This window comes from Thermodesulfobium sp. 4217-1, assembly GCF_039822205.1.
GTDB lineage: Bacteria > Thermodesulfobiota > Thermodesulfobiia > Thermodesulfobiales > Thermodesulfobiaceae > Thermodesulfobium.
Genome location: NZ_JBAGBW010000003.1, coordinates 85,293 through 111,982 on the forward strand (window position 1 = coordinate 85,293; position 26,690 = coordinate 111,982).

Sequence of the window (26,690 nt, forward strand, 5' to 3'; positions counted from 1 at the left end):
TTGGATGAGCGATGAAGCAAGTGTGAAAAAAATAATCAGGGCCTCAAGCGTAAAAAGGAAAACTAATGAAACCGATATCGAATTGGAGATAAATTTAGATGGTATTGGTGATAGCTCAATTCAGACTGGCATTGGTTTTTTCGATCACATGCTTAGCACTCTTTCAAGACACTCTAATATCGATATGAAGCTAAAATGTAATGGAGACTTGTTTGTCGATTACCACCATAGTATTGAAGATGTGGGGATTGTTATTGGAGAGGCGATTTTGAAAGCTTTAGGAAATAAAGCTGGCATAAAAAGATTTTCTGATAAGATTTTGCCAATGGATGATGCTTTGGTCTTGTGTGCTATTGATATTTCTGGGAGATCTTATTTTTCATATGACGTTGACTTTGAATGTGAAATGATTGGGAAGTTCAATACAGAGCTTGTTGAAGTTTTCTTTAATTCTCTTGCAATGAATTTAAAAATTAATCTTCATTTAAAAAAATTATCTGGCTTTAATAGCCATCATATTGCAGAGGCTTGTTTTAAATCGTTTGCTCTGTGTCTAAAAGATGCTCTGTCGCTAACGAATTCTGAATCTATTCCTTCTGTTAAGGGGTGCATCTAATGATAGGAGTATTGTGCTATAAAGGCGGAGGTAACTTAGGCAGTGTGTTTAAGGCAATAAAATATCTTGGATACGATTTTAAAGAGGTTTGGAGTCCTGAAGAGCTAAAAAAGGTTGATGCTATAATCTTTCCTGGACAGGGTTCTTTTGCGCAGGCATATAGGTCTCTTAAAGAGGTGAATCTATGGGATTCCCTCAAGGAATTTATATCAGAAAACAAACCCTTTTTCGGAATTTGCTTAGGGTTGCAATTGCTTTTTGACTATTCCGATGAGTATGGCTTTACTGAAGGCTTAAAGATTATTTCTGGTAAGGTTGTGGAGTTTGGCCCAGAATTTATAAAGCCGCATTTGGGTTGGAATCAGGTTTTCAATACTGCAGAATTCAGATTTTTTGAAGATATTCCTGATGCCTCTTCTTTTTATTTTGTTCACTCATATTATCCTGAAGTTCTTGATCTTTCTTGTAAAAAGGCTTTCTCTGAGTATGACGATAAGAAGTTTGCATGTGTTATTGAAAAAGATAATGTGTTTGCATGCCAGTTTCATCCCGAGAAAAGTGGTCGTTGGGGGCTGAAACTTTTGGATAATTTTTTGAGATCTACAAAGTTTTAAGATTATTTATAGATTGATTATAAAAGACTGTACCAAGGTTTGCCAATGATTTTTATATACGTAACATGCTTGCAGCGAAAATATAAATTACTAAATATTTTGGAAAATTTAAAGGCGTTATTATAATATTTTTTGGCATATAGTGTTGAGAAATGTGATGAGGAGGATTAATGTTTGAAATAGTGCCTGCAATTGACATATATCATGATAAAGTGGTCAGACTTTATCAGGGTGATTTTGATAAGGTGAAGGTATATGGAGACGCTGAAGAATTTCTTGATAAGCTAAAGTCTTCTGGAATAGGTTTTGTTCATATAATTGATCTGGAGGCCTCTAAAATTGGCAGATTTACTGCCTTTAACGTTCTGGAAATGGCTAAATCAAAAGGTTTTGTTGTTCAATGGGGAGGAGGGGTAAGAAGATACGAAGACGTTAAGGATTTGGTAAAGTTGGGAGCAGATAGAATTATCATTGGTACGGTTGCATTTACCGATGAAGAGACTCTTGAAGCAATTTTAAGAGACTTTGGAAACAAAATTCTAATTTCTTTAGATTTCAGAGATGCGAAACTTTGTTTTCATGGATGGACTTCTTCAATTTCTATAGAATTAAAAGACTTGCAAAATAAGTTCGTTAATAGAAATAATCTGGGTTTTTTGGTTACAGACATAAATAGAGACGGAACTCTTTCTAACCCTTCATTGGAGCTATTTGAGAGTATTAGAAATATATTCCCAAAACACAATTTGATTGGCGCTGGCGGCATATCCAAGAAAGAACACGTTCAAACCCTTGAGGATATAGGTTTTAACGGTGCTGTAATAGGTAAAGCATGGATGGAAGGTCATATAAAATTTTTTGACGGAAAGGTAGTTTAACTATGTGTGGTATATTTGGAATTCTTTGTCCCGCTAAGAGAGATGTAGCAAAGCATACATATTTTGCGTTGTACTCTCTTCAGCATAGAGGACAGGAAAGTTGCGGAATAGCTGCAACTGATGGTACAAGTATGATGATACAACGTTCTATGGGTTTAGTGTCATCTGCATTTTCGGAAAGAGAGCTTCAAGAGTTATATGGTTATGCTGCACTTGGTCACGTTAGATATTCTACTACTGGAAGACCAAATATAGAAAATGCTCAACCGCTGAAAATGAGATATAAGGGCGGAACATTTGCTTTGGCTCATAACGGAAACATTGTAAATATCAAAGAGCTAAGGGAACAAGTTTCTAATTTGGGCATCTCACCGCACACATCTTCTGATACAGAGCTTATGGGTCACATAATAGCAAACAACTTTAAAAGTGATTTTAAATCGACCCTTGCCGACGTGTGCAACAGGTTTATCGGAGCATACTCTTTGGTATTTTTGACTGAAGAAGAGATATATGCTATTAGAGACCCTTGGGGCTTTCGACCGCTTTGTATGGGTTCTTATGAGGACGGATACGTTGTGTCTTCTGAAACTTGTGCTTTTGATATTATCGGAGCAAAGTTTATCAAGGAGATTGGGCCAGGAGAGATGGTAAGAATTCATAAAAATGGTTATGAGATAGAACAAATATTGGAGCCAAAAGGTAACTTTCTGTGCTCCTTTGAATATATATACTTTGCAAGACCTGACTCAGTGGTTTCAGGGAAGAGACTTTATGAAGTTAGGAAAAAATTTGGTGAGCTTTTGGCTGAAGAGTCTCCAGTTGATGCCGATATTGTTGTAAGTGTCCCAGACTCGGGTACTCCCGCTGCGATTGGTTTTGCCCAAAAGTGTAAAATACCTTTCAATGAAGTTTTTATAAAAAACAGGTATGTGGGAAGAACCTTTATCCAACCTACAAAGGATTTAAGAGAAAGGGGTGTTCGTTTAAAGTTAAACCCTATATCAGAATTGGTAAGAGGAAAAAGGGTTGTGGTTGTGGATGATTCTATTGTACGAGGCACAACAAGCAAGGAGATTGTTAAAATGTTATGGGAATGTGAACCCAAAGAGATTCACTTTAGAGTGAGCTCGCCAATGGTGAGCCACCCATGTTTTTATGGTATTGATACGGCATCAAGAGGAGAGCTTTTGGCAAGCAAGATGAATCTAGAGCAAATCAGAGATTTTTTGGGAGTAAACAGCCTGGCATATCTTTCAAGAAAAAGCACTGTTGAGGCCATTGGTATTGATTATCCCTGTTTGGCATGTTTTGGAGCTGATTATCCCACTTATATACCGAGTGAGGAAGTGAGAGAAAAATATGCGCTTGAGAAAAATGAAAAGTAATGTATTTATAACTTTTTTGGTAAAAATTTTACTTTTCAAAAACAATCATAATTGGTTGGTTTTAAACTGTGAGGAGGCGTATGATGTCGGAAAATGAATTTACATATGCAAAATCTGGAGTCAATATTGATAGTGCAAACAAGTTTATTGAAGAAATAAAGAAAATAACCAATAAAGCCTTTGGTTCATTTTCAGAAAATTTAGGAGATGGTTTTGCAGGTTCTTACCCACTTGATAATTTTGGCTCTGACTTTGTCTTATTGTCATCTTGTGATGGAGTAGGGACTAAGGTTTTGGTGGCAAAAAAGGCCAATATTTGGAATGGTATCGGACAAGATCTGGTGGCTATGAACGTAAACGACATATTGGTACATGGCGGGAAGCCTTTGTTCTTTTTAGATTATATTGCCTGTTCAAAGTTGGACAATAAAATTGCTCTTGAAATTGTTTCTTCTATAGTAGAGGCATTAAAACCTACTGGCGGTGTACTATTGGGCGGAGAGACTGCTGAAATGCCAGATCTTTATAAAAAAGGTGATTGGGATCTCTCTGGATTTGTAGTAGGGGTGGTAAAAAGAGCCTCTCTTTTGCCAAAAAATATTAAATCTGGCAATATATTAATAGGGTTATCTTCGAATGGAGTCCACAGCAATGGATTTTCATTGATAAGAAAGATAGTTAAAGAAAACAAAGTTGATATATTGAAGACCAACACCCCTAAAGGTATCAGTTTGGCAAGGGAGCTTCTAAAACCTACAAAAGTTTATTATTCTGATGTTTTTCCCTTTATCGAAAAGGGTTTGATTAATGGACTTGCACATATTACTGGAGGTGGTATAGAAGGCAACTTAATAAGGATTTTGCCTAAGAATCTAAAGGCAGTGGTAAAAAGGGATTTCGATATACCCTGGATTTTCAAGTGGATTTCAGAATACGGTGTAAGTGAAGATGAAATGTATAAGGTTTTTAATATGGGAATAGGAATGATATTAGTCGTAAACCCCGCTAATGTGGAAGAAATTTTAAAGTCTTTGGGTTCAAATGCTAAGATTATAGGTAAAATTGTTGCCTCTGATGAGAGGAGAGTTGAATTTGCATAGACTTAAAGTTGGGGTTTTAGCTTCAGGCAGAGGATCGAATTTTAAAGCTATAGCCCAAAAAGCTGAAAATGTTGAGATAGTTTTATTGGTGGTTGATAAATCTGATGCAAAGGCTATTGAAATAGCAAAGGACTTGAATATTCCTTATAAAGTTATCGATAGAAAAAATTTTGGCAATAAAGAAGATTTTGAAAGAGAAATAATTAACGTTTTAGATTCCTACAGCGTAGAGTTGGTCGTTTTAGCTGGTTTTATGAGAATTTTGGGCGCTGAATTTGTAGAGCATTTTAAGTGGAGAACAATGAATATACATCCTTCATTGTTGCCATCTTTTCCTGGACTTCACGCTCACAATCAAGCTCTCGAATATGGTGTTAAGGTTAGCGGATGCACCGTTCATTTTGTAGATACTGGGACCGATACTGGGCCAATAATTTTGCAGTCTGCCGTATGTGTACTTGAAGATGATAGTGAAGAGAGCCTGTCTTCGAGAATCTTAGAAGAAGAACACAAGATTTACCCTTTTGCTGTTTCATTATTTGCTCAAAATAGGTTAATAATTGATGGAAGAAAGGTAAAAATTAAGAATATATAATATATATAATAAACTTTAGGGAGGTCAATATGCAAAGAGCCTTGATAAGTGTTTACAATAAAAGTGGAATTGAAGAATTTGCTAAGGAGCTAAACAAGTTAGGATTTGGTTTACTTTCTACAGGTGGTACTGCAAAATATCTTAAATCTTTTGACTTTCCTGTGATTGAAGTTTCTGAGTATACACACTTTCCTGAGATTCTGGGTGGTAGGGTAAAAACTCTTCATCCAATTATTTTTGGTGGCATTTTAGCTCAAAGAGACAATCCAAATCACATACAACAAATAAAGAATTTAGACACCATTGATGTGGTTGTTGTAAATCTTTATCCATTTTTAGAAACTATGAATAGAGGGGCACCTATAGAAGAAATAATTGAAATGATTGATGTTGGAGGGGTTGCTCTTATAAGGGCTGCTGCAAAAAATTATAAAGATGTTCTCGTTTTGATTGATCCAAATGATTACAACAAGACTATTGAACTTTTAAGAAACAATACAATGACACTTGAATATAGAAAATATCTTGCTGCTAAAGCTTTTCAGCATACAGCTTCTTATGACTCTCATATAGCAGCATATTTTTCTGATGACCTGTTTCAAGAGCAGTTTACTCTCACTGGTAAAAGGATTCAGAGTCTTAGATATGGCGAAAATCCTCATCAGAAAGCCTTTCTTTACAAGACCGAGGATGGATATCCCCTTGATGCTGAATTTCTAAGCGGCAAAGAGCTTTCTTTTAACAATATTGTAGACATAGACGCCGCCCTGCGCTTTCTAAACGATTTTATAGATGAAAAGGCGATAGTGGTTATAAAGCATAACCAAGCTTGCGGATTCGCCGTTGCAGATGATCTTTTAACTAGCTATGCCAAGGCTTATGAGGGAGATAAAGAATCAGCTTTTGGTGGCATTTTAGCTATAAATGGGGATGTGGATGAAGTTCTTGCAAGAGAGATTTATAAAAACTTTTATGAAGTGATATATGCTAATGACTTTAGCGAAAAGGCTTTAGAAATTTTGCGAGAAAAGAGGAATCTTAGGATTTTAAGAGGGTCTACAAAGAGAACCAACTGGAATTTTAACATAAAACAAATTGGTGCTGGCTTCTTACTACAAACGGAAGACTTCCTTAAAATGGACAATTTTGAAGTAGTGACAGAGGTAAAACCCGATGAAAAAACTATGAAAGATTTGATATTTGCATGGAAATTGTGTAAAAACTTTAAGTCTAATTCTATTGTTTTTGCTAAAGACGGCCAATTGGTTGGTTCTGGTGCAGGACAGACAAGTAGAGTGATGTCTGTAAAGATTGCAGGTATGAGAGCTATGGATAAATCTGCTGGTTCAAGTCTTGCTTCTGATGGCTTTTTCCCGTTTAAAGATTCAGTGACCCTTGCAGGTGAATATGGCATTAAGGCAATTATTCAACCAGGCGGCTCTAGGAGAGATGAAGAGGTTATTGAAGAAGCAAATAGATTGGGAATACCCATGATCTTTACTCACAGAAGACATTTCTATCACTAAAACATAATGTTTAAGTTTCATATCTTTAGATCGATATTTAAAAGATTTTAATAGCATAACTTATCAATTAGGAGGTATATGTGGGTTCAATTTTAGTTATAGGAAGCGGCGCAAGGGAACATGCAATTGCCTGGAGACTTAAAAAAGAAGGAAAGGATGTCTTTCTTTCTCCAGGAAATGGTGGTACATCCCTAAATTGGATAAACAAGATCCTTGCAAAGGATGACATAGAATCCTTTTGTAAAGTAGTAGGCGTGGACATGATAGTTATAGGTCCAGAAAAACCTCTTACTGAAGGAGTTTCTGATTTTTTGAGATCAAAAGGTTTTTATGTTTTTGGTCCTGGTGCTGAAGCGGCAAAATTAGAAGGCAGCAAGGTTTTTGCAAAATCTTTTATGAAGAGAAATAATTTGCCAACAGCAGATTTCGTCTTCTATGAAGATGAGGAATCATTGAATAAATATTTTGATCATTGCAAATATCCGGTGGTCATAAAGGCAGATGGTCTTGCATCTGGCAAAGGAGTAGTAGTTGTAGATGATAAAGAAGAGGCTAATAACGCAGTGACTTTTCTTAAAAAAAACTTTCCAGAAGCTTCTAAATACATACTTGTAGAAAAATGTCTGACAGGCAAGGAACTTTCTGTATTTGTGTTAATAAATGACAAAGGATATGTTGTTTTAGATAATGCAAGAGATTACAAGAGACTAAATGATTTTGATGAAGGACCGAATACGGGTGGTATGGGGTCTTATTCTCCTGTTGACGATCTGCCCGATTTTCAGGTTAACAAAATTGAAAATGATATAATTATACCCACTATTAATGCTTTAAAGAATGAAAAAATTGCTTATCAGGGCGTTTTATATTTTGGCATAATGTTAACGAAAAATGGGCCATCGATTCTTGAGTTTAACTGTAGATTTGGTGATCCAGAAACCCAAGTGCTTATACCAAGGATTCTTAATTTGTCTGAACTTTTGTATGCTATAGCTAAAAACGAACAAATACCTGAACCAAAAATTTCAAGTAAAAAAGCACTATCAGTTGTTCTTGCTGCCAGAGGATATCCTGATAACCCTGAAACTGATAAAAAGATTGATATTGATAAAAAAGTATTTGAAGATGAAGATACTGCAATTTTCTTCGCAGGGGTAAAAAGAGACAATAATGATCTCTTAACTTCTTCTGGCAGAGTTTTGAACGTGGTAGGCATGGGAGAAACCTTTGAGAAGGCAAGAGAAAAGGCTTATAGCTTGGTTAGATATATTAATTTTGAAGGAATGTATTTTAGGAGGGATATCGGTTTATGATTTCAATAGTAATAGGAAGTTACAACGATTATGAAACTATCATTCCAGCAATCAAAGAACTTAAAAAATTTAATTTAAAATTTGAACTGGTAGTGAGCTCTGCTCACAGAAATACTGAAGAAACAATAGAATGGGCAAAAAAAGCTGAGAGTAGGGGCGTAGAGGTTATTATAGCTGTTGCAGGCCTTGCTGCTCATCTGCCGGGCGTCTTAGCTGCGGTAACAACTTTGCCTGTTATAGGAGTTCCTCTTGCTAATTCCCCAGTCTCAGGCATGGATTCGATGTTTTCTATAGTCCAAATGCCGTCAGGGGTGCCTGTTGCAACAGTTGGGCTTGGAAACGTTAAAAATGCAATTTATCTTGCTATGAGAATTCTTGCAATAAAATATCCTGATATAAAGAGTAAGGTTTTAAAAAATACAGAAGATATGAAGAAAAACATTCATGAACAAAACAAGGTTCTTCAAGAGAAATTAAAGGATCTTTAATTGCTCTTTTTAATAATGCTTTTTGATTTTTCTATTCACCTTTCAGAGGCTACTGCATCATCTTTGCGCTTAGCTGGTCTAAGGACTGGTAAAATAACTACTTCCATATCTTTTTACAACATCATCGCTTTAATATCAAGGATGTCAAATATGTTTCAGGCACCACTTTTAGGGGTATTAGTTGATACCGCTGTTTTAACAGGAAATATTGACAGATTAGGATTTAATTTTAGAACTGTTATATTTTGTGGAGCATTGGGAGACGTTCTGGCAATAGTACTTATGCCATATTCTATAGCTTTTTTTTCGAGAATAATTCTTTGGTTTGATGAAACTGGTTCTGTGCCAATGGCACTACTCAAATTGCTGAGGTTTAAAAATTTAAAGTTAATTTATAAAGACTTATCAAGTGTAAAATTTTTAAAAAGATTTGAAGAATTTGATTTCCATAAGATACCGAAAAGTTTTATATTTTTTAATATAATTGTTGTTGCAGTATATACAGTTGGGGTAATGTCATCTCTATTTGCTGGAGCTCATCTGGCTGCTTACAGGGTGACAGCTACTCAGCTTTCGGGAATTGTAAATGGCGTAGCTACTATATTGATGGCCTTTGTCGTAGATCCTACTGCTGCTTTGATTACCGATGATGCGCTGCATAAAAGAAGAACATATAATAATGTCGAGTCAATGGTTTATTTGCTGCTATTCACAAGAGTATTGGGATCTCTTGTTCTGGCTCAGATAATATTTTTGCCAGCAACCTGGTATATAATGAGTGTAACGACTTTTTTACATAAATAAATTTATATTAATAACTTTTTAAGGAGGAGAGTCTTGATTGATAGGGAGACAATACTGCATGTAGCCAATCTAGCAAGATTGGAACTAAAAGATGATGAAGTAGACAAGCTTAAAGAGGATCTTGGCAATATTTTGAACTATTTTATTACATTAAACGACGTAAATACCGATAATGTGGCTCCTACTTTTCACCCCTTTCCCATAAATAATATATTTAGAGAAGATATCGTGAAAGAGTCCTTTTCTGTGGATGATATTCTGTCGAATGCCCCAAGTAGCGCTACGACCTACTTTTTAGTTCCCAGAATTGTGGAGGAAAAAAATGGAAACTAAAAAATTTACAATTGGCCAACTAATTAAGGGTTATAAAAATAAGAGTGTTAGCCCAAGAGAAGTATTAGATTATGTTTTCAGTAATATAAAACTTTATGAACCAAAGATAAATTCTTTTGTTACTTTAATGGAAGAATATGCTTACAAAAGCGTTGAATCCCTGAGCTTTGACGAAATTGATTCAAAACCTTTATGGGGAGTGCCAGTGGCAATAAAGGATAATATGTGTGTCAATGGTTTCAAAACCACTTGCAGCTCTAAAATTCTTGAACCTTTTACTCCGATATATACCGCTACGGCTGTCCAAAGGTTGATTGATGCAGGTGCAATTGTTGTTGGAAAAACCAACCTAGATGAATTTGCTATGGGTTCTTCCACTGAAAATTCCGCATTCTTCACTACCTCAAACCCATGGGACATAGATAGGGTTCCTGGAGGAAGCTCAGGAGGATCGGCATCTGCTGTTGCAGCGAGATTTGTCCCGCTTGCTACAGGTTCAGATACTGGTGGCTCTATAAGACAGCCTGCCTCTTTTTGTGGTGTAGTAGGATTTAAGCCAACTTATGGCACTGTATCAAGATATGGTTTAGTGGCTTTTGCATCATCTCTTGATCAGATAGGACCTTTTGCTACAAAAGTGAAGGATGTAGAGGCTGCTTTTTCTGTGATTAGCGGAAAAGACGAAATGGATTCCACTTCTCATCCTTACGTATTTTCTCCGGTAGATAAGAATATAAAAGAATATAAGATAGGTATTGTCAAAGAACTTTATGAAACAGAGGGGTTTGATTCTGAAGTTTTGGATTCTTTGAACAACGTTATAAGACTTCTTAAATCAGAGGGCTGCAAAGTTGATTTTTGTTCTCTTCCGCATCTACAGTACTCACTGCCAGTTTACTACCTAGTAGCCACTTCTGAGGCTAGCTCAAACCTTGCAAGATTTGATGGTGTGAGATATGGACTGAGGGTGGAAGGCAAGGATATTATTGAGACCTTCCTTCAAACAAGAGGGCGTGGTTTTGGTAGTGAGGTAAAAAGAAGAATAATGTTGGGAACCTATGCTCTTTCGAGCGGCTATTACGATGCATACTATTTAAAGGCATCAAAAGTTAGAACTCTTATAGTCAATGATTTTGAGAAAGCCTTTGGAGAGTATGACTGCTTAATATGTCCAACTTCCCCGACAACTGCTTTTAAAAAAGGTGATAAGACGAACGATCCACTTTCAATGTATTTATCTGATATAGCTACCATCCCCGTAAACCTTGCAGGGCTCCCTGGAATTTCTATTCCAGTTGGTCTTGATAAAAAAGGTCTTCCTATCGGATTGCAAATTATTGGTAAACCCTTTAACGATAACGATGTTCTAAATTTTGCAAGTAAGATTGAATCAATTATAAATTTTGAGGCTGAGCCTTCTCTATTGGGAGGTAGATAGATTTATGAATAATAATGTCGTAATTGGTTTGGAGATTCATGCTCAATTGAAAACAAACACAAAGATGTTTTGTGGCTGTAGGACATCTTTTGGCGATAAACCAAATTCTAACGTGTGCCCTGTATGTATGGCTCTGCCTGGCTCTCTTCCTGTCTCCAACAAGAAGGCAGTTACATATACCGTTATGAGTGGTTTAGCTCTTAATTGTACAATTTCTAGATATTCCAAATTTGATAGAAAACAATATTTTTATCCCGATATGCCCAAAAATTATCAGATTTCACAATATGATTTGCCCTTTTGCAGGAATGGATATCTTGAATTTTTCTGTGATGATGAGCTTAGAAAGGTAAGAATTCATAGAATCCATCTTGAAGAAGATACTGGAAAACTAATACACACAGGCGATATAATGGAATCAGAGCAGAGCATGGTGGACTATAACAGAGCTGGTACACCTCTGATGGAGATCGTTACTGAGCCTGATATTTCGTCTCCAAAAGAGGCTAGACTTTTTATGTTCGAGCTCAGGAATCTCTTGAGGTACCTTGACGTTTCAGATGGAAATATGGAAGAAGGATCTATGCGCTGTGACGCAAATATATCCCTAAAAAATCCTGATGGTACTCTTGGAACTAAAGTCGAAATTAAAAATATGAACTCTTTGAAATCTCTTGAAAAGGCATTAGAATTTGAAATTAACAGGCAGTCACATGTTATAAGTTCTGGTGGAATTATAATTCAAGAGACAAGACATTTTGATGAACGTGATAGTACAACTCATTCTCTGAGAACGAAAGAGGAAGCTCACGATTATAGATATTTTCCTGAACCAGATCTCTTGCCTGTAGTTATTACCGATGAAGAAGTTATGAGCATATCGTGCAACTTGCCCGAACTTCCATTGAAAAAATATTTTAGGTTTATTGAAGAGTTAGGTATTGGTAAAAATGATGCCTCCACACTTATTTTTGATTTGAAATTAGCCAACTTTTTTGATGAGTGTGTGAAATGTAAGTGCTCCCCTAAAGAGGCTGTAAAGTGGATACTGGGTGACTTAACTTATTTTTGGAACGAGAAAAAAATAGAACCTGATAGTAATGTTTTTACCCCGCTCTATCTAAAAGAAATTCTCGATCTTATTGATGAGAAAATAATAAGCATTAGACAAGCGAAGGAAGTTGTTGAAAAGGTTTTCGAAATGATTGAGTCTCCAAGAAATATTATTGAAAAGCTTGGGATTAAACAGATTTCTGATGAGGGATTCTTGATCGATACTGCTAAAAGGATCGTAGAAGAAAATCCAAAAGCTGTCCAAGACTTTCTTAAGGGAAAAAAGAATGCAGTAGGATTTCTTGTCGGTCAACTGATGAGGGAGACTAAGGGTAAGGCTTCTCCAGAGATGTCTAATAAAATAATTAATGAAATTTTGAATGAGTTAAGCCCCAAGGAATAGTAGATTTATTTTGTATTATTATAAAGGAGGATCATAAAGTGTCTTACAAAAAAATTGTTCTAATGTTTGTATGCATTACTATATTTTTTTGCGGGAGATCCTTTGCAAATTGGGGGGATAGGACACACGAATATATTCTTGAGACTATAAATAATAGCGGTCTTTACAAAAGCTCACTTGAATATTCTAGTTCTTTTAAAGACAACAGCGATAACGTGTTAAAAATCAATCTAAGATCGGCTGCTCTTAGCTTAGATGAATCGTTGATTGAGAGAACCTTAGAATCGACTCCAGTCTCTTTAATGAATTCAAGAGAATATTTTCTTGCTGAGGGAATAAAGTATTACTTGCAAGGCAATTGGGCCCAAAGCATTGGCGCACTGAGTATTTGTATTGATAAAGATCCCCTTGATATTTATAGTTGGTATTATATGGCTAAAGATTATGAATTGAGAAATGATTATAATAGCGCTAATTATGCTTATCAAAAGGCACTGTCAATAGATCCAAATAGCGTTGGTGTTTTGAAGAGCTATGCGAGATTCTTGAATCTAGCTGGTTTAACTGATCAATATAAAGTTGTTAAAAATCACATTAAAGATATTTATTCGAGAGATAGCAATCTTGAGATATTTGGGAATTGATTGGGGAGTTAGCCATCTGGGATTAAGCATAAGCGATCCTGATGAAAAGATTGTTTTTCCAATGGGTTCAATTACAAGAAACACCTGGAAGGAAGACTTAATTAAAATTAAAAAAATAATAGAAGAAAAAGGCATACAGGCAATAGTTCTTGGAGACCCTATAAGGACAGATGTAGCTTCTGCTTCATCTAAGTCAATTCTTAAGGTTAAGAGAAAATTGGAAACTTTGGGAGTTGGCGTTTTCCTCTTTGACGAAAGATATTCTTCTAAGGAGGCACTAAAACTTCAGGAGATTCTTGGCAACAAAGATAAAAATAAAGTTCATGAGATTGCTAGTTCGATTATTTTGAAGTCATATCTGGAACACAAAGCAAATGTTGCAAAGAACTTGGGTTAAATTAATATAGTCTATGGATTTTTTAAAATCTATATCCTTCTTGCCTGAAAAGTGTAATATGTGTGGTAGGTGTTCTTTAGAGTGTCCTAGGGGTGTAATCTATCTCAATGGTTTTTTTAGGCCAATATTTGTTGACCTGTCAAGGTGCGATGCTTGTAAAAAATGCGAAAAAGTATGTAAAAATAATGCGATTGAGGTTTTATCTTAGTGAAGAAAAATTTTAAAAAAATTTTAATTTCCGCTCCATTTGGCCGATCTGGCAAAACATCCTTTTCAATAGGACTAACTCGTGCGCTTTCAAGAAAAGGATACACAGTTCAAACTTTTAAAAAAGGGCCTGATTTTATAGATCCTAGCTGGCTTTCTATGTCTTCGGGAAGATCATGCAGAAATTTAGATTTATTTATGATGGATAAAGAAACAATTTTAGATTCTTTCATCAGAAACTCTTCTGATGCAGATATTTCAATAATAGAGGGGGCAATGGGACTCTATGACGGAATTGACTATTTGGGTACGGGTTCAACTGCTGAAATTGCAAAAATAATTGATAGTCCTATTCTCTTTGTTATGCCTGTTCAGAGAATAACAAGAAGTTGTGCCGCACTTATAAAGGGCTATGTCGAATTCGATAAAGAAATAGATATAAAGGGCGTAATACTAAATAAAGTTGCAAGAGACAGGCAGAAAAACTTAATTATCAATGCATTGGAACACTATAATTTACCAGATGTCTTAGCCTCTTTCCCTAAGGATGACAAACGATTGTCCATTCCAGATAGACATTTAGGGCTAATACCTGCTAAAGAAAGATTGGAACTAAATTCTGTAATTGACAGATTTGCTGATGCTGTAGATGAACATATGAATTGGGATTTGTTTTTCGATATAGCCAAAGATCCTGTAGAACCAATCAGTAAGCTTATTGATAATCTAACTGGATACGATCTTTTGTCTGACGTTAAGATTGGTATTTTACAGGATATATCTTTTTCATTTTATTACCCTGAAGTATTTGATTTTTTGAAAATGTCAGGTGCAAAAGTAGAAATCATAAATTCTTTAACGGATAAGCGTCTTCCAGATATAGATGTGCTTTATATTGGCGGAGGGTTTCCTGAAGTTTTTGCTAAAGAGCTTGAGGGAAATGATTCGCTAAGGAGATCTATTAAGGATTTTGGCGAGAACAATAATCCAATTTATGCTGAATGCGGCGGGTTAATGTATTTATCTGATTTTATTGAAAACGACGGTAATAAATATAATATGGTTGGGCTCTTGCCATTTGGCATTCATATGGATAAAAAACCTGTGGGACATGGTTATGAAGAGGTTGAGGTATTTGAAGAGAATCCATTTTTCCCAAAAAGGACAAGGATTAGAGGACATGAATTTCACCATAGCAGCGTATCTATGAATAGAAGTGAAGATATTAAATTTTCTATGAAAGTTCTTAGGGGAAATGGCATAATGAATAAACTCGATGGCGTGGTGTATAAAAGGGTTATGGCATCATATCTTCACATTCATCCATTAGGTTTTAAAGATTTTATAGCCGATTTGCTAAAGTCTGCATGTATTTCTAAGTAGAGCAAGACGATTGACTTTTCTTGTTTTTAAGATATTAAATTTAGTGTATAATATTATATGATTTTTTTTGGAGGTGGAGGGTCTTGGACCGCAAAGAACATTTTGTAAAGACAGGAAGAAAGCTTATGCTACCTGCATCGTTTGTGTATATTGTGTTTTTTCTATTTAGTTTATTTTTTGCTATGAGAAGGTTTGATTCTTTTGGTTGGGGGACTTTAAGCTGTGTTTTTTGGATTTTGATTGTTTTATCAGTAGTTTTTACTAAAGATCTCTTCGTAAAATATTTTCTAGCTCTATTGGAGAAGGTTTCTTTTTCAATTGCCAGGCGCTTTAATTTGCTTGCTGGAGATATTAACTCAAACGAATATTGTGATTCGGAAGTTATCGAAAAGTAGTTAGATTGATATCAGACTAATTATTCCAAAGCCCAAAATTACCAGGGCTGAGAGCTTGTTTACAAGAACGAGATTATTTTGACTTAACTTTTCGCGCATTAAGTTTGTTGTTGAACAAAGAATTATCCACCAAAAAGTTGAGCCTAAAAAAACTCCGATAGTTGGAAATATTGAATAGCTAAATTCTATATTGTTATTGAACAAACCGACCCCTGCAAAGATAGCCCCAAATGATAATATTGTCATTGGATTGATTACTGTTAAAAAAAGAGTTGATAAGTATGAGCTAATAAATCCTATGCGTGATTCTTTTTTTGAATCCTTTACTGGTATTGATTTAAAAATAGTATAACCAAGATAGATTAAAAATATCCCCCCTACTAAGTGAATAATATATTGACTGTCAAGGAGCCATTTTGATATTTTTGAGATGCCAATTATCGCTAAAAAAGAATATGCACTGTCAGCAGTTGCAGCTCCCAATCCTGATATAAGACCATTTGAGAGCCCATTTGATAAGGTTCTTTTTATGCAGAGTATGCTTATCGGTCCAATTGGGGCTGCAACTGAAATTCCTATAAAAAACCCTTTAGTTAAGAAAGACAGATTAGACAACATTTACATTAACTGGAAGCGATGAGACTTCTTTTACGGTTGATAGAACTACCATTGTTTTTGTTTTTATACCAGCTATAGATTTAAGTTCGTTGCTGATAATTTTTTCTAAATCATTTGTATTTGAACAGCGGATCTTAACCATGTAGTCAGCGTCTCCAGTAATATGATAACACTCTAAGATCTCTGGTATAGTTTTAGTTTTTTGTAAAAAGTAGGCTCTTCCTTCGGGATTTTCTATTGTGATAAATATCAAAGCTGTTAATCCCAATCCAACCATATTGGGATCGATTATTGCTGAATATCCCTTTATAACCCCTGAAATTTCCAATTTATGAACCCTCTCTGCTGCTGCGGGAGGTGACATATTTAACAAACTTCCTAACTGGGACCAGGATGAACGGGCATTTGACATTAGCTCCCTTATAACTTTTAAATCAATGTTATCTAACATAAAAAACCTCATAATCATAAGTATTATGATTATAATAGATTGTTTTTGAAACTATGTCAAGGATACAGGTTAAATGGCGTTATGGTTTTCTTTTACATTTAGGGCACATAGACAAATGTTTTGGGATTGGTTTTCCCTCACCAAACAATTTGTTTGCTATAAGCGTCATATCTGGTATAAAGGCGTCACATTTTGCGCACTTTATAAGGTTTATTTGATGATCGACCTTAAAATCATCGAGATTGGTGGTAACAAAATATGGGTTTGGCATGTGCTTTATTGCATTAGTAGGACAATAATCTATACACTGTCCACAACAGGTGCACTGATCTAAGTCCATATGATAGTTTATTTTGTCATCTATCTGTGATATTTTTATAACCTTTGCCGGGCAAAAGTACTGACATATACCGCATGCAATACATCTGGTGGGATCGTGTTCTGGATAGCCGTGAAATCCCTTTGGATGCTTTGGCAAGTTAACACTCGATATATCTTCTGTTATGGGTGGCTTAAAAATATTCTCAATTAAGATTCTTATCAGTGGAAGCATGGCGTCTCCTTTCTAATATACAATTTAAACATGTGTGAAAAATGCTAATAAAAGCCCTAATATAGAAATTGGCCAGGTAAATTTTACAAATATATTAATTGCCTGATTAAGCTCAATTCTTGCTGTTGCGGCTTCTAATAATGAGAGCAGCGATGCGAATACAAAGCATATTAATATTATTGAGATTAATATAAGATTTGTTGGTATGATGAATATTGGTAAAAATAGATAAGAAAATAAAAATCCCAAAATAACCCACTCCATAAAATGCGAGATTTCAAAAAGCGCAAGGGCAGGCCCGCTTGCCTCTACCGTAGGTCCCTCCAATATTTCTTGTTCAGCATTTGGTATTGAAAAGGGATTAAGCTTTAGCTTCGCAAGTGAACACAAAATAAATATCGGAATAAATATGATTTTTAAAAAGATTGATGTGGTATTAAAACCCTTTGCAGCAAGGTCAAATAAATTAAAAGTTGGGGATCCGTTTACGCTAAAAGCTAGTGCCGTAATGATCAATATCATTGGCACGTTGTATGCAAAAAGAAGTTGGGCCTTTCTTGATGCTCCTATTTGACCAAATATAGAGTTCGTAAAGTATCCAAATAAAAGATAACAAATAGTAGGCACTTCAGAGAGATAAAATATTACTATAAGATCGAATGGTATTTTGTGTGAGTTAAACTTGACAAATGGTAATGGAATAGGAAAAAGAGAGAGAGCAATTGATATGGACACTACGCCTATAATTGGGGTTATAAAATACAGAACCCATGGCATATTTTCTGGGATTAAGGTTTCTTTGCTAAATAACTTTATAATATCGTAGAAGCCTTGTGTCAGTGGAGGACCAATTCTAAGCTGCATTTTTGCCTTTAACTTTCTTCTAAATGAGTCCATAAGACCTCCAAGCAAGAATGAAAAGAGAAAACCGGGAAAAATTAAAATTGAAAGTATATATGAAATCATCTTCCCTCCTTAAAAACCTCTATGGCTTTTTGTAATCCCAAAAATATATTCTTAGGATGAGCAGAGCATCCTCCGACATAAGCGGTTACAGGAATTAAATTATGGGCAGGACCTACAATGCTATATCCATCTGTAAATACCCCAGAACTTATAGAACACGCGCCAATGCACACAATTACCTTTGGGTTTGGCAGCATATCGTATATTCTTAAAAGAGGTTCCTTAGATCTTGCTGTTACAGGGCCAGTGACCAGACATATATCTGCATGCTTTGGGCTGCCAACTAATTTGCAGCCCAGTCTCTCTACATCGTATCTTGATGCAAGAAGAGCTACAATTTCTATGTCGCAGCCATTGCAAGAACCTGTATTCAAATGAAACAACCAGGGTGATTTACTTCTTCCAATCTTAAAAATCATTTTAATTTACCACCTTAATCAAGCTATTGATGACGTTTATTAAATAGTTTGGGTATATACCAAAATATAAAATTGCTATACATAAAATTGTGAGCGAGATATTTGTAACAAATTTTTCTTCAAAACTTATCTTGTTTTTTGCCATGCTTTCTTCACTTCCCCAAAAAATTTTATGATAGGCACGGATATAGTAAATAAGAGTCAAGCAGCTTGCAATAATTAGAAAGATGCTAAGCAACAAGCTTTTATCAAAAGCTGCCTGATAAAGTAACAATTTTCCAGAAAAACCAGGCAAGAAAGGAGCGCCTATTAGGCTAAGTGAGAAAATCAAAAATGTTATTGATAAAAATGGATATTTTTTTGCAATGCCGCTTAATTCTGATATATTTGTGGTGCAAAAAATACTTTCAATTTTGTCAGTTATAACGAATAGCCCAAATTTTGAAACAGAATGATTTATTAATATTATTATGGCTGCGATTAATCCTAAACTATTTCCAATTGCAAGCGCTAAAAGAAAGTAGCCGGTGTCATCAATTGTCGAATAAGAGAGAAGTCTTTTTAGATCTTTTTCAAGGTATGCCATTATTGCTCCGACAACAATTGATAATATTGCCACGAAGAACAGTATATTGTTTAGATCTTGATATGTTATAAATGATATCGACTTAACTTCTTGCAATATGAAGAACAATAGGTAAAAGTCTATTACTTCTCCGACACATACAACTGCAGATGATATTATAGGATTTGTGATGCTAACGAATTTTGGTTGCCACCAGTGAAATGGTGTGGCAGCTAACCTTAAAGATATTGCAATTATAGCTAGAAGGCCAGTAAATGAAATAAAACTTGTGCTATTTAAAATAAAAAGTAAATAATAGATTATGTTAACAATAAAATATATTTTGTAAGAGTTAAAAGATTTAATTTTCATAAATAGGAAGCCAAATGTTATTAAACTTAAGAGTTCTAACACAATGCTGTAAAGCAATGCATCGTGATTTAAGAGTGCGAATAACTGAAAGATAAATGCTATTACGTACAAAGGTGAAACTGATTTCTCGAAATCCTTAACTGACAATATGATAGAAATCATAGCAGAGACGATAAATACCGTTATTATAAAAAATGCCCTTAAGTCAAAAGGTGAAAAAATTCCTAAGTTAATTAGATCGTATCCTAATGAAGAAAATGCAATCAAAACTAATATAAATCTTATAATTTTATTTTTTGCATTTGAAAGTAATATTAGACATATTGCTAATAATAAATCAGATATTAATACCAAGTTAACACCTCCTTGTCATCTAACTAGTTGGACAATAGCTATTACTATTATCATTGAAACTATGCTCGTCACCAGCCACATCTCGTTTTCAAGCCACTTTATAGGTATATATATAATTTCAAATGCAGTTTTTAACAAATCATTTGAAAAGTCATACCACTTGTCAGAATCTGTAAATCTGTAAAAGTTTTTTGAAAGGCTTTCAACATCGAATATGTAATCAAATGCATTGATGTTTTTTAATGAGCTTGTTTTTACCTCTCCACCGGTAAAGCTTTGAACTCTTTTGAACTTTTTGTTTGTGGCGAAAATTATTATGATAGGAGCAAAAATAGCCACTATTGCGAATATGGCGGTAAAGCTTGCAAGGTAGCCTCCTCCAGAGGATAACAAGACCCCTAGGTTAAAGTTGAATATTTCCTGGTTTAAATTTAAGTTAAGGCTATGAAGAGCTGGAACAAGAAGATATGAAATCAAAAATTGCGGCAATATTCCAATTAGTATGCAAAAGATTGCGAGCAGAGAAATTGAGAATATTTCAATTTTATATTTGCCTTCTTGTATATTTTTAAATTCTTCTTTTTGGAATCCAAAAAAGGCTGTTGAAGATGCCTTTATGAAAGAAAGCAGGGTAAGAGTGCTTGCAATAAGACCAATAGCCGCAGCAAATGGATAATTTGCTTGAATTGCTGCATAATAAAACATCCATTTACTTATAAATCCATTAAAACCCGGCACGCCTGATATTGAAAACGATCCTATAAGAAAGAGGGCAGCTGTAAATGGAAGTTTTTTAAAAAGTCCACCCATCTTTGTAAGGTCTTTGCTGCCTGTAGCGTTTTGCATTATCCCAGAGCATAAAAATAGAGTGCATTTAAATAGCCCATGATTAAGCGCGTGAAAAAGTGCGCTTGCAATCCCAAGGGGGGTTCCAAGTCCAATTCCCGCAACCATATATCCAATTTGAGATACGGTATGAAAGGCAAGAAGTTTTTTTATCTCTGTCTGTTTTAGCGCATACATTACGCCAATTAGTGATGTTAACGAGCCTACAGTAACTATCAGTGCGTTCCATGGTAGCGGATAGGGATACAATATTACATACATCTTTACAAGGATATACACACCAGCTTTAACAAGGCATGCAGCATGTAAAAGTGCGCTAACAGGAGTCACAGTGTTCATGGCGAAGGGTATCCATGTGTGAAGCGGCCATTGAACAGATTTTGCCATACATGCAATTAATATTCCTAGAAGGATTATATTGGTATATATGCCAAAACTACTTCCTTCAAGTTTTGAGATAATTAGATTTCCATGTGTACAATATGCAATAGCAATAATACCAAGTAACAGCCCGTATCCAGCAATGTGTGTCATAAGATATGCCTTTTTCGCAGAGTAGCTTGAAAGATCTCTTTCATACCAAAAGCCGATTAGTTGATAAGAACAAAGTCCAATAAGTTCAAAGAAAATATACGTCCAGATTAAATTATCACTCAATACTACTCCAAGATATCCACCAATAAAGAGCTGCATAAGACCAAAAAATCGGCCCATTCCATTTTTTTCGTGAGACATATACTCAATAGAATAAATGCAAACGCAAAAACTAATAAAGGATCCAAAAAGTGCAAAAAATAAGTTAATTCCATCGGCTCTTAGTATTAAGTTCAAATTAATAATGTTGAAAAGGTTTTGGCTGAAGGGACTGGTAGAAAAAGGATGATTAATAAAATTTATGCAAAGGTATATTATGGTTAGTAAAGAAATTAGAGAAGTAATTATCGAAATAGATCCATGAAACTTGCGCGAATTTATTTTGTGAAATAGGAAAGAGATTATACTTCCAGAAAAAAGAATTCCTATGCTTAGAAAAATTATAAAATTTTTGTCTAACAAATTTCTCCTCCTTTACTCTTATTCTGTAGAAATTGTTGCTGCCTGTTCGATTGCCCCTGTTGGACAGGCCTGAGCGCACGCAGCAACGAAATTATTTTTTTCACAAAGATTACATTTTTGAGCTATTATTTTTACATAATGTGTGCTTTGTCTTGATATCATTTCGATTGCGCCAAATGGGCACATATAGTAGCAAGTTTTACAGCCAACGCATGCATCAGGATTTATATCAATTACTCCCTTTCTCCTATCTATAGCTTTTACAGGGCAAACCTTTTCACATATTCCACACATTGTGCAATATGTGATTTTGAAGCTTTCTGTAGATTCATTTTTTGATATAAAAATTCTTGGTTGAGATGAATTGTTTATTTCTTTGCACGCATCCATACATTTTTGACATCCAATACATTTTTTTTGATTTATTCTAAGTCTCACATCTTCCTCCTATCTTTGAGTACATGAGAGGCATGGATCTACGCTGGCAACTATTAAGGTAGCATTTGCCAAATCGTTATTGGGCAGCATTGCTGAGAGGGCTGGAAGATTGACAAAGCTCGGGGCTCTAATCTTGTGCCTAAAGGGAACATCCGAACCATCAGATACCAGAATGTGAACGTCCTCGCCCCTTGGCGCCTCATGCCTACCTATTGCTGTACCTTCGGGAATTATTGGTCTAATTTCTTTAGCAATTGGGCCATCTGGCATAATTTTTAGAAGTTCTTTGATAATGTGTATGCTTTCCAAAATTTCTAAGAGCCTCACTTCTACTCTTGCAAAAACATCACATCCATCAGAGACGATTACTTGCCAGTCGACCATGTCGTAAGCAGCTCCTGGCTCGTCAACTTTTCTAATATCTTGTGGCATTCCAGATGCTCTTGCGACAGGTCCTACGACTGAATATGTAATTGCATCTTCTTTTGTGAGGACCCCAACCCCTTTGGTCCTGAGTTCAATTGTTTTGTCATTCATAACTACGTCAATAAATGATTTGCAATCTTCTTCCACTTCGTTTAATACCTTAAAAATTTGTTCTAAATCTGTAATATCCCTTCTTACTCCGCCTATCGTATTAAACGAATAGTTTGCTCTGTGCCCGGTGGTTAATTCCATTAGATCTTTTACTTTTTCCCTCGAATTCCATATTAAATAAAATACGCTTATAAAACCAATTACATGTGCTGCTATTCCTGCCCAAAGAAGGTGTGAATGAATTCTTTCAAGTTCGCTAACTACTGTTCTTAAACATTTAGCTCTTGGGGGTACGTTAACATTTCCAAGTTTTTCTACTGCCTGGACCCAGGCCATTGGATGGGTCATACTTCATATTCCGCAAACTCTTTCGACAAGTGGAATTATTTGCCAGAAATTTTTGGTTGCAGATAGATATTCAATACTGCGATGTACGTGACCTAAATCTATTGTAGCGCTCTTTATTCTGGAACCTTCTGCTTCAAGAGTGTATGTGGCTGGTTCTTCGAGGGCTATGTGAATAGGCCCAATCGGTAGAGAAAAACCCTTTTTTATCTCACTTTCAGACAATTTTGTCCTCCTGAACTTTATTTTTTCTTATTAAAATTTTTTCTGTTTCTTGTTTAAGAAGAGGCATTTTTAATTCTTTTTGTGATGTAAGTAGAAGTCCATTTTTTACGTCTTTATTGTCAGTAAAATCAATGCCAAACATTTCAAAACACTCACTTTCTCCCCAATTGGCATTTGGATATATTGAAGTTATACTGTTATATGTGGCAGGGAGGTTTTTCTTGAATTGGAATGAAAATAAATGACCCTCAATATCGTATAGATTTTCCAAAATTATTGATTTTTCATCTTCAAGATCCAAATGCGCATTGACCAGCACGAACCTTGCATCAATTGACCTCATCACAATAGCAATTTCTAAAGGATTTTCGTCAGTGGTGTTTCTATAAATGCCTTTGTCTAAGACACAGGAATTTTTGATCTTTTCAAAGATAATGCTTAAGTTTTGTTTTTTCATAAAGTTACTCTCGCCCCTCATTAAAATTTATTTATAAATATTACTTTTTTATAGCAATGCATTTCATAATCATTTTATAATAAAAAATACTTATTTTTTAATAAATTAAATTTACTAATTTCTTAGACAATTCTAAATTTTCTCAATCTTGTAAATGGTTACACTTTTAAGTTAATTTAGTAAAATTCATAAATAGTTAGGAGGTAAATTGAATGAATTTTAGAGTTGAAGAAGATGTGATTGGTCAGGTAAGGATCCCAGAAGAAAAGCTTTGGGGGATTCAAACTCAAAGGGCTATTGAGAACTTTAAAGTTGGGAATGAAGTTATGCCATTTGAAATTATTAAGTCTCTTGGTATAGTGAAGAAGGCTGCTGCAAAGGCGAATTTGAAGTTAAAAATTCTTGAAGAGAAAAAGTCTAAAGCGATAGTTGAAGCAGTCAATGAAATAATTGACGGAAAATTCCTTGATCAATTTCCATTGCATATATGGCAAACTGGCAGCGGAACAAGCACTAATATGAATATAAACGAAGTTATAGCAAATAGGGCTAATCAGATTCTAAAGGAAAATATTGTAGATCCTCATGACGACGTTAATATGTGTCAAAGCACGAATGATATTTTCCCTACTGCAATGCACATTGCCTTTGTATCGGAAATTAAAAAATTTCTTTTCCCTGCACTGGATAAATTTAGCGAGACTCTTAAGGATAAATCAAGTCAATATAAAAATATAATAAAAGTAGGTAGGACTCACCTTCAAGATGCCGTCCCTATAACTCTTGGCCAAGAGATTTCTGCTTGGCAGACAATGATTGACAGGTCGAAAAGCATGATTGAGAGTTCATTGGATCAATTAAAGGATCTGGCTCTGGGTGGTTCAGCTGTTGGCACAGGATTGAACGTTCATCATGGTTTTGAAGATATCGCTGTTAGGGAAATAAATAAAATTACGGGTGAAAATTTCTCTCCATCGGCAAATAAGTTTTACTCTTTGAGTAGCAGAGAACAAATAGTATTTTCACATGGTGCTTTAAAATCTCTTGCAACCGATCTCATGAAGATTGCAAATGATATTAGGCTGTTGTCAAGCGGACCAAGATGCGGTATAGGTGAAATCTCTATTCCTGCAAATGAGCCAGGCAGTTCAATAATGCCTGGAAAGGTTAATCCAACTCAGTGTGAAGTAATTACAATGGTTGTTTGCCAGATATTTGGGAACGACTTAACAATCTCTTTTGCTTCTAGCCAAGGAAACTTTCAATTAAATGTTTTTGCACCGGTAATTGCTTATAATTTTTTGCAATCTGTAAAGCTTTTATCTGATTCAATAAGCTCATTTGATAACAAGTGTGTGAAGGGCCTCACTCCAAATATTGAGAAGATAAATTATTATCTGAAAAATTCTCTTATGAGTGCTACCTTTCTCAATCCATATATCGGTTATGATAAAACAGCGAATGTTGTAAAGGAAGCTTTTACAGAGAATATATCAATAAAAGAGGCTGTTTTGAAGCTTGGATATTTGGAAGAGAGTGAATATGACTTACTTTTTGATTTAAGAAAAATGGTAGGATTGGAATAAAATTTAGGGTGCAAATTTCTTGCACCCTAGTAAATTTACTGTAATTCTTTGCCCATTGTTTCTGGCAAGAAAAATATTAAGATCGCACCGAGAAAGAAAAAGATAGAAGTAATTGTTAGTGACGCGCCAAGACCATAGCTAATAGCAAAGAAACCTACTACTGTAGGAGCAAATGCGCTTAGCGCTCTGCCTGTATTGTAGGTGAAGCCTACCCCTGCACCCCTTGCTTTTGTGGGGAAGAGTTCTGAGATGAATGCTCCAAATCCGCTAAAATACCCTGATCCAAAGAATCCAAGGAAAGGACCGAGCAACATTAGCGTATTAGCATCCTTTGTGTGTCCATAAAAATATACCAAAATTGCTGATATTATGAGGTAAAAAGAAAATGTAGGTCTTCTTCCCAATCTATCTGCTATAAATCCAAAACTAACGTATCCTAAAAAGGCACCGACCATAGTTGGCATCATAAAGTTCGAACTCTTTACTATACTAAGTCCTGCTCCGCCTTTTTCTACTGGAGAGCTTAAAAATCCAGGTAGCCAGACAAATAATCCCCAATAAGCAAACATAACTGCTGAGCTAATTAAAGTGGTAATTAATGTATATCTAAGCAGGTATGGCTTAAATATTTCTACAAATGAAGACAGAAAAGCTCTGTTCTTATCAGTTTTCTCAATCCATATCTTTGGTTCATCTACAAATTTTGTTACATAAAATATAAATAGAGCTGGAAGTATGCCTATAAAGAAAAGTACCCTCCATCCATGTGCTGGAATAACATAAGCAGCTACTAATGCGGCTAAGAAGTAGCCTATCGCCCAACCGCTTTGCATAATGCCTATTGCCTTTCCTCTGTGTTTGGTTGGCCAAGATTCGCTTACAAGCAGGGCACCAGTAGCCCATTCGCCGCCCATTCCCAGTCCAAGAAGAGTTCTTGCTATTGCAAGCTGCCAAATGTCTTGAGAGATACCGCTTAAACCAGAACAAATTGAAAATATTAATACAGTTGACATCAAAGCCTTTTTCCTACCAATTTTGTCGGCGACAATGCCCCATATTATACCGCCAACAGCTGAAGAAAGTAGAGTAAGTGAAGCCAAGAGTCCTAAAATTGCGGTGTTTATGGACCACTCTTTCATGATACTTGTGAGAGCGAAGGCATAAAGCATAACATCAAATGCATCTAACCCCCATCCCATAAAACCTGCAAAAAGAGAATACCACTGGCTTTTGTTGATCTCTAAGTACCATGGAACGCTTTTTTCTGACATAGTTTGCACCCCTTCCACTATAAAAATTATTATAATAATACCATTAAGCGTTAGAA

General features: G+C 35.3%; 31 protein-coding genes. 19 read left to right on the plus strand and 12 right to left on the minus strand.

Going from position 1 to position 26,690, the window contains the following annotated elements; genetic code table 11:
- Nucleotides 1-4: 4 nt before the first annotated feature.
- The 18 genes from hisB to V4762_RS02500 all read left to right on the plus strand — a co-directional run bounded on the left by hisB (nt 5) and on the right by V4762_RS02500 (nt 15,575).
- Nucleotides 5-616 carry an imidazoleglycerol-phosphate dehydratase HisB gene (gene hisB, locus V4762_RS02420; protein WP_347314175.1) on the plus strand — a complete coding sequence of 204 codons (612 nt, stop codon included), beginning with the start codon at nt 5-7 and terminating at the stop codon, nt 614-616.
- Nucleotides 616-1,230 carry an imidazole glycerol phosphate synthase subunit HisH gene (gene hisH / locus V4762_RS02425; RefSeq protein WP_347314176.1) on the plus strand — a complete coding sequence of 205 codons (615 nt, stop codon included), beginning with the start codon at nt 616-618 and terminating at the stop codon, nt 1,228-1,230. Before hisB ends, hisH begins: the two co-directional genes overlap by 1 nt.
- A 170-nt stretch (nt 1,231-1,400) precedes the next feature.
- Nucleotides 1,401-2,108: a 1-(5-phosphoribosyl)-5-[(5-phosphoribosylamino)methylideneamino]imidazole-4-carboxamide isomerase gene (locus V4762_RS02430; protein WP_347314177.1), complete on the plus strand. Its 708-nt coding sequence runs from the start codon at nt 1,401-1,403 to the stop codon at nt 2,106-2,108.
- A gap of 2 nt (nt 2,109-2,110) precedes the next feature.
- Nucleotides 2,111-3,496 (plus strand): amidophosphoribosyltransferase, encoded by a 1,386-nt coding sequence (gene purF, locus V4762_RS02435; protein ID WP_347314178.1) that lies wholly within the window; start codon nt 2,111-2,113, stop codon nt 3,494-3,496.
- 80 nt (nt 3,497-3,576) lie between these two features.
- Complete coding sequence (gene purM / locus V4762_RS02440; RefSeq protein ID WP_347314179.1) at nt 3,577-4,596, plus strand: phosphoribosylformylglycinamidine cyclo-ligase; 1,020 nt, start codon at nt 3,577-3,579, stop codon at nt 4,594-4,596.
- On the plus strand, nt 4,589-5,191 hold the full coding sequence (gene purN / locus V4762_RS02445) for a phosphoribosylglycinamide formyltransferase (RefSeq protein ID WP_347314180.1): 603 nt from the start codon (nt 4,589-4,591) through the stop codon (nt 5,189-5,191). The genes purM and purN overlap by 8 nt, the downstream gene beginning before the upstream one ends.
- A gap of 29 nt (nt 5,192-5,220) precedes the next feature.
- Complete coding sequence (gene purH, locus V4762_RS02450; protein ID WP_347314181.1) at nt 5,221-6,717, plus strand: bifunctional phosphoribosylaminoimidazolecarboxamide formyltransferase/IMP cyclohydrolase; 1,497 nt, start codon at nt 5,221-5,223, stop codon at nt 6,715-6,717.
- Nucleotides 6,718-6,797: 80 nt separating this feature from the next.
- Nucleotides 6,798-8,030, plus strand: a complete 1,233-nt coding sequence (gene purD / locus V4762_RS02455) for a phosphoribosylamine--glycine ligase (protein WP_347314182.1) — start codon at nt 6,798-6,800, stop codon at nt 8,028-8,030.
- Nucleotides 8,027-8,518 carry a 5-(carboxyamino)imidazole ribonucleotide mutase gene (purE, locus tag V4762_RS02460; RefSeq protein ID WP_347314183.1) on the plus strand — a complete coding sequence of 164 codons (492 nt, stop codon included), beginning with the start codon at nt 8,027-8,029 and terminating at the stop codon, nt 8,516-8,518. Before purD ends, purE begins: the two co-directional genes overlap by 4 nt.
- The gene (locus tag V4762_RS02465; protein ID WP_347314184.1) at nt 8,519-9,322 is read left to right on the plus strand and encodes a lipid II flippase family protein; all 804 of its coding nucleotides are present in this window, start codon (nt 8,519-8,521) and stop codon (nt 9,320-9,322) included. It begins immediately after the preceding gene.
- Nucleotides 9,323-9,355: 33 nt separating this feature from the next.
- Nucleotides 9,356-9,655 (plus strand): Asp-tRNA(Asn)/Glu-tRNA(Gln) amidotransferase subunit GatC, encoded by a 300-nt coding sequence (gene gatC, locus V4762_RS02470; protein ID WP_347314185.1) that lies wholly within the window; start codon nt 9,356-9,358, stop codon nt 9,653-9,655.
- Complete coding sequence (gene gatA / locus V4762_RS02475) at nt 9,645-11,093, plus strand: Asp-tRNA(Asn)/Glu-tRNA(Gln) amidotransferase subunit GatA (protein WP_347314186.1); 1,449 nt, start codon at nt 9,645-9,647, stop codon at nt 11,091-11,093. The genes gatC and gatA overlap by 11 nt, the downstream gene beginning before the upstream one ends.
- 4 nt (nt 11,094-11,097) lie before the next feature.
- Entirely contained in the window at nt 11,098-12,549 is a 1,452-nt protein-coding gene (gene gatB / locus V4762_RS02480) for an Asp-tRNA(Asn)/Glu-tRNA(Gln) amidotransferase subunit GatB (RefSeq protein WP_347314187.1), read from the plus strand.
- Between the two features lie 38 nt (nt 12,550-12,587).
- Nucleotides 12,588-13,193: a tetratricopeptide repeat protein gene (locus V4762_RS02485; protein WP_347314188.1), complete on the plus strand. Its 606-nt coding sequence runs from the start codon at nt 12,588-12,590 to the stop codon at nt 13,191-13,193.
- Nucleotides 13,174-13,590: a Holliday junction resolvase RuvX gene (ruvX, locus tag V4762_RS02490; protein ID WP_347314189.1), complete on the plus strand. Its 417-nt coding sequence runs from the start codon at nt 13,174-13,176 to the stop codon at nt 13,588-13,590. Before V4762_RS02485 ends, ruvX begins: the two co-directional genes overlap by 20 nt.
- 13 nt (nt 13,591-13,603) lie before the next feature.
- Entirely contained in the window at nt 13,604-13,798 is a 195-nt protein-coding gene (locus tag V4762_RS10035) for an ATP-binding protein (protein ID WP_458646932.1), read from the plus strand.
- On the plus strand, nt 13,798-15,180 hold the full coding sequence (locus tag V4762_RS02495; RefSeq protein ID WP_347314190.1) for a cobyrinate a,c-diamide synthase: 1,383 nt from the start codon (nt 13,798-13,800) through the stop codon (nt 15,178-15,180). The genes V4762_RS10035 and V4762_RS02495 overlap by 1 nt, the downstream gene beginning before the upstream one ends.
- Nucleotides 15,181-15,263: 83 nt before the next feature.
- Entirely contained in the window at nt 15,264-15,575 is a 312-nt protein-coding gene (locus V4762_RS02500; protein ID WP_347314191.1) for a hypothetical protein, read from the plus strand.
- Here V4762_RS02500 and V4762_RS02505 read toward each other — a convergent pair whose 3' ends face one another.
- From V4762_RS02505 to V4762_RS02555, 11 genes are all read right to left on the minus strand, one after another.
- On the minus strand, nt 15,576-16,193 hold the full coding sequence (locus V4762_RS02505; protein WP_347314192.1) for a LysE family translocator: 618 nt from the start codon (nt 16,191-16,193) through the stop codon (nt 15,576-15,578).
- Nucleotides 16,183-16,644, minus strand: coding sequence for an Lrp/AsnC family transcriptional regulator (locus V4762_RS02510; protein ID WP_347314193.1), 462 nt, complete (start codon nt 16,642-16,644; stop codon nt 16,183-16,185). Before V4762_RS02510 ends, V4762_RS02505 begins: the two co-directional genes overlap by 11 nt.
- Nucleotides 16,645-16,723: 79 nt before the next feature.
- Nucleotides 16,724-17,197: a 4Fe-4S binding protein gene (locus V4762_RS02515; protein WP_347314194.1), complete on the minus strand. Its 474-nt coding sequence runs from the start codon at nt 17,195-17,197 to the stop codon at nt 16,724-16,726.
- Nucleotides 17,198-17,221: 24 nt separating this feature from the next.
- Nucleotides 17,222-18,163, minus strand: coding sequence for a respiratory chain complex I subunit 1 family protein (locus V4762_RS02520; protein ID WP_347314195.1), 942 nt, complete (start codon nt 18,161-18,163; stop codon nt 17,222-17,224).
- Nucleotides 18,160-18,582, minus strand: a complete 423-nt coding sequence (locus V4762_RS02525) for an NADH-quinone oxidoreductase subunit B family protein (protein WP_347314196.1) — start codon at nt 18,580-18,582, stop codon at nt 18,160-18,162. The genes V4762_RS02520 and V4762_RS02525 overlap by 4 nt, the downstream gene beginning before the upstream one ends.
- Before the next feature lies 1 nt (nt 18,583).
- Nucleotides 18,584-19,873 carry a proton-conducting transporter transmembrane domain-containing protein gene (locus tag V4762_RS02530; protein WP_347314197.1) on the minus strand — a complete coding sequence of 430 codons (1,290 nt, stop codon included), beginning with the start codon at nt 19,871-19,873 and terminating at the stop codon, nt 18,584-18,586.
- A 15-nt stretch (nt 19,874-19,888) separates the two neighbouring features.
- Nucleotides 19,889-21,775 (minus strand): NADH-quinone oxidoreductase subunit 5 family protein, encoded by a 1,887-nt coding sequence (locus V4762_RS02535; RefSeq protein WP_347314198.1) that lies wholly within the window; start codon nt 21,773-21,775, stop codon nt 19,889-19,891.
- Nucleotides 21,776-21,793: 18 nt separating this feature from the next.
- Nucleotides 21,794-22,213, minus strand: coding sequence for a 4Fe-4S dicluster domain-containing protein (locus tag V4762_RS02540; RefSeq protein WP_347314199.1), 420 nt, complete (start codon nt 22,211-22,213; stop codon nt 21,794-21,796).
- 9 nt (nt 22,214-22,222) lie between these two features.
- Nucleotides 22,223-23,098 carry a hydrogenase large subunit gene (locus V4762_RS02545; RefSeq protein ID WP_347314200.1) on the minus strand — a complete coding sequence of 292 codons (876 nt, stop codon included), beginning with the start codon at nt 23,096-23,098 and terminating at the stop codon, nt 22,223-22,225.
- Nucleotides 23,099-23,101: 3 nt separating this feature from the next.
- A complete protein-coding gene (locus V4762_RS02550; RefSeq protein ID WP_347314201.1) occupies nt 23,102-23,320 on the minus strand; it encodes a hypothetical protein in 219 nt (72 codons plus the stop codon).
- Nucleotides 23,313-23,777, minus strand: a complete 465-nt coding sequence (locus tag V4762_RS02555) for an NADH-quinone oxidoreductase subunit C (RefSeq protein WP_347314202.1) — start codon at nt 23,775-23,777, stop codon at nt 23,313-23,315. Before V4762_RS02555 ends, V4762_RS02550 begins: the two co-directional genes overlap by 8 nt.
- A gap of 212 nt (nt 23,778-23,989) precedes the next feature.
- Here V4762_RS02555 and fumC point away from each other — a divergent pair, with 212 nt between their 5' ends.
- Entirely contained in the window at nt 23,990-25,363 is a 1,374-nt protein-coding gene (gene fumC, locus V4762_RS02560) for a class II fumarate hydratase (protein WP_347314203.1), read from the plus strand.
- A 35-nt stretch (nt 25,364-25,398) separates the two neighbouring features.
- On the opposite strand, the gene V4762_RS02565 is transcribed toward fumC, so the two are convergent.
- A partial coding sequence (locus V4762_RS02565) for an MFS transporter (RefSeq protein WP_347314204.1) occupies nt 25,399-26,690 on the minus strand: 1,292 nt, incomplete at its 5' end.

Coding starts and splice junctions, on each gene's coding strand:
- hisB (WP_347314175.1), top strand. CDS start 5: ATGAGCGATGAAGCAAGTGTGAAAAAAATAATCAGGGCCTCAAGCGTA.
- hisH (WP_347314176.1), top strand. CDS start 616: ATGATAGGAGTATTGTGCTATAAAGGCGGAGGTAACTTAGGCAGTGTG.
- V4762_RS02430 (WP_347314177.1), top strand. CDS start 1,401: ATGTTTGAAATAGTGCCTGCAATTGACATATATCATGATAAAGTGGTC.
- purF (WP_347314178.1), top strand. CDS start 2,111: ATGTGTGGTATATTTGGAATTCTTTGTCCCGCTAAGAGAGATGTAGCA.
- purM (WP_347314179.1), top strand. CDS start 3,577: ATGATGTCGGAAAATGAATTTACATATGCAAAATCTGGAGTCAATATT.
- purH (WP_347314181.1), top strand. CDS start 5,221: ATGCAAAGAGCCTTGATAAGTGTTTACAATAAAAGTGGAATTGAAGAA.
- purE (WP_347314183.1), top strand. CDS start 8,027: ATGATTTCAATAGTAATAGGAAGTTACAACGATTATGAAACTATCATT.
- gatA (WP_347314186.1), top strand. CDS start 9,645: ATGGAAACTAAAAAATTTACAATTGGCCAACTAATTAAGGGTTATAAA.
- gatB (WP_347314187.1), top strand. CDS start 11,098: ATGAATAATAATGTCGTAATTGGTTTGGAGATTCATGCTCAATTGAAA.
- V4762_RS10035 (WP_458646932.1), top strand. CDS start 13,604: ATGGATTTTTTAAAATCTATATCCTTCTTGCCTGAAAAGTGTAATATG.
- V4762_RS02505 (WP_347314192.1), bottom strand. CDS start 16,193: ATGTTGTCTAATCTGTCTTTCTTAACTAAAGGGTTTTTTATAGGAATT.
- V4762_RS02510 (WP_347314193.1), bottom strand. CDS start 16,644: ATGTTAGATAACATTGATTTAAAAGTTATAAGGGAGCTAATGTCAAAT.
- V4762_RS02515 (WP_347314194.1), bottom strand. CDS start 17,197: ATGCTTCCACTGATAAGAATCTTAATTGAGAATATTTTTAAGCCACCC.
- V4762_RS02520 (WP_347314195.1), bottom strand. CDS start 18,163: ATGATTTCATATATACTTTCAATTTTAATTTTTCCCGGTTTTCTCTTT.
- V4762_RS02525 (WP_347314196.1), bottom strand. CDS start 18,582: ATGATTTTTAAGATTGGAAGAAGTAAATCACCCTGGTTGTTTCATTTG.
- V4762_RS02545 (WP_347314200.1), bottom strand. CDS start 23,098: ATGACCCATCCAATGGCCTGGGTCCAGGCAGTAGAAAAACTTGGAAAT.
- V4762_RS02555 (WP_347314202.1), bottom strand. CDS start 23,777: ATGAAAAAACAAAACTTAAGCATTATCTTTGAAAAGATCAAAAATTCC.
- fumC (WP_347314203.1), top strand. CDS start 23,990: ATGAATTTTAGAGTTGAAGAAGATGTGATTGGTCAGGTAAGGATCCCA.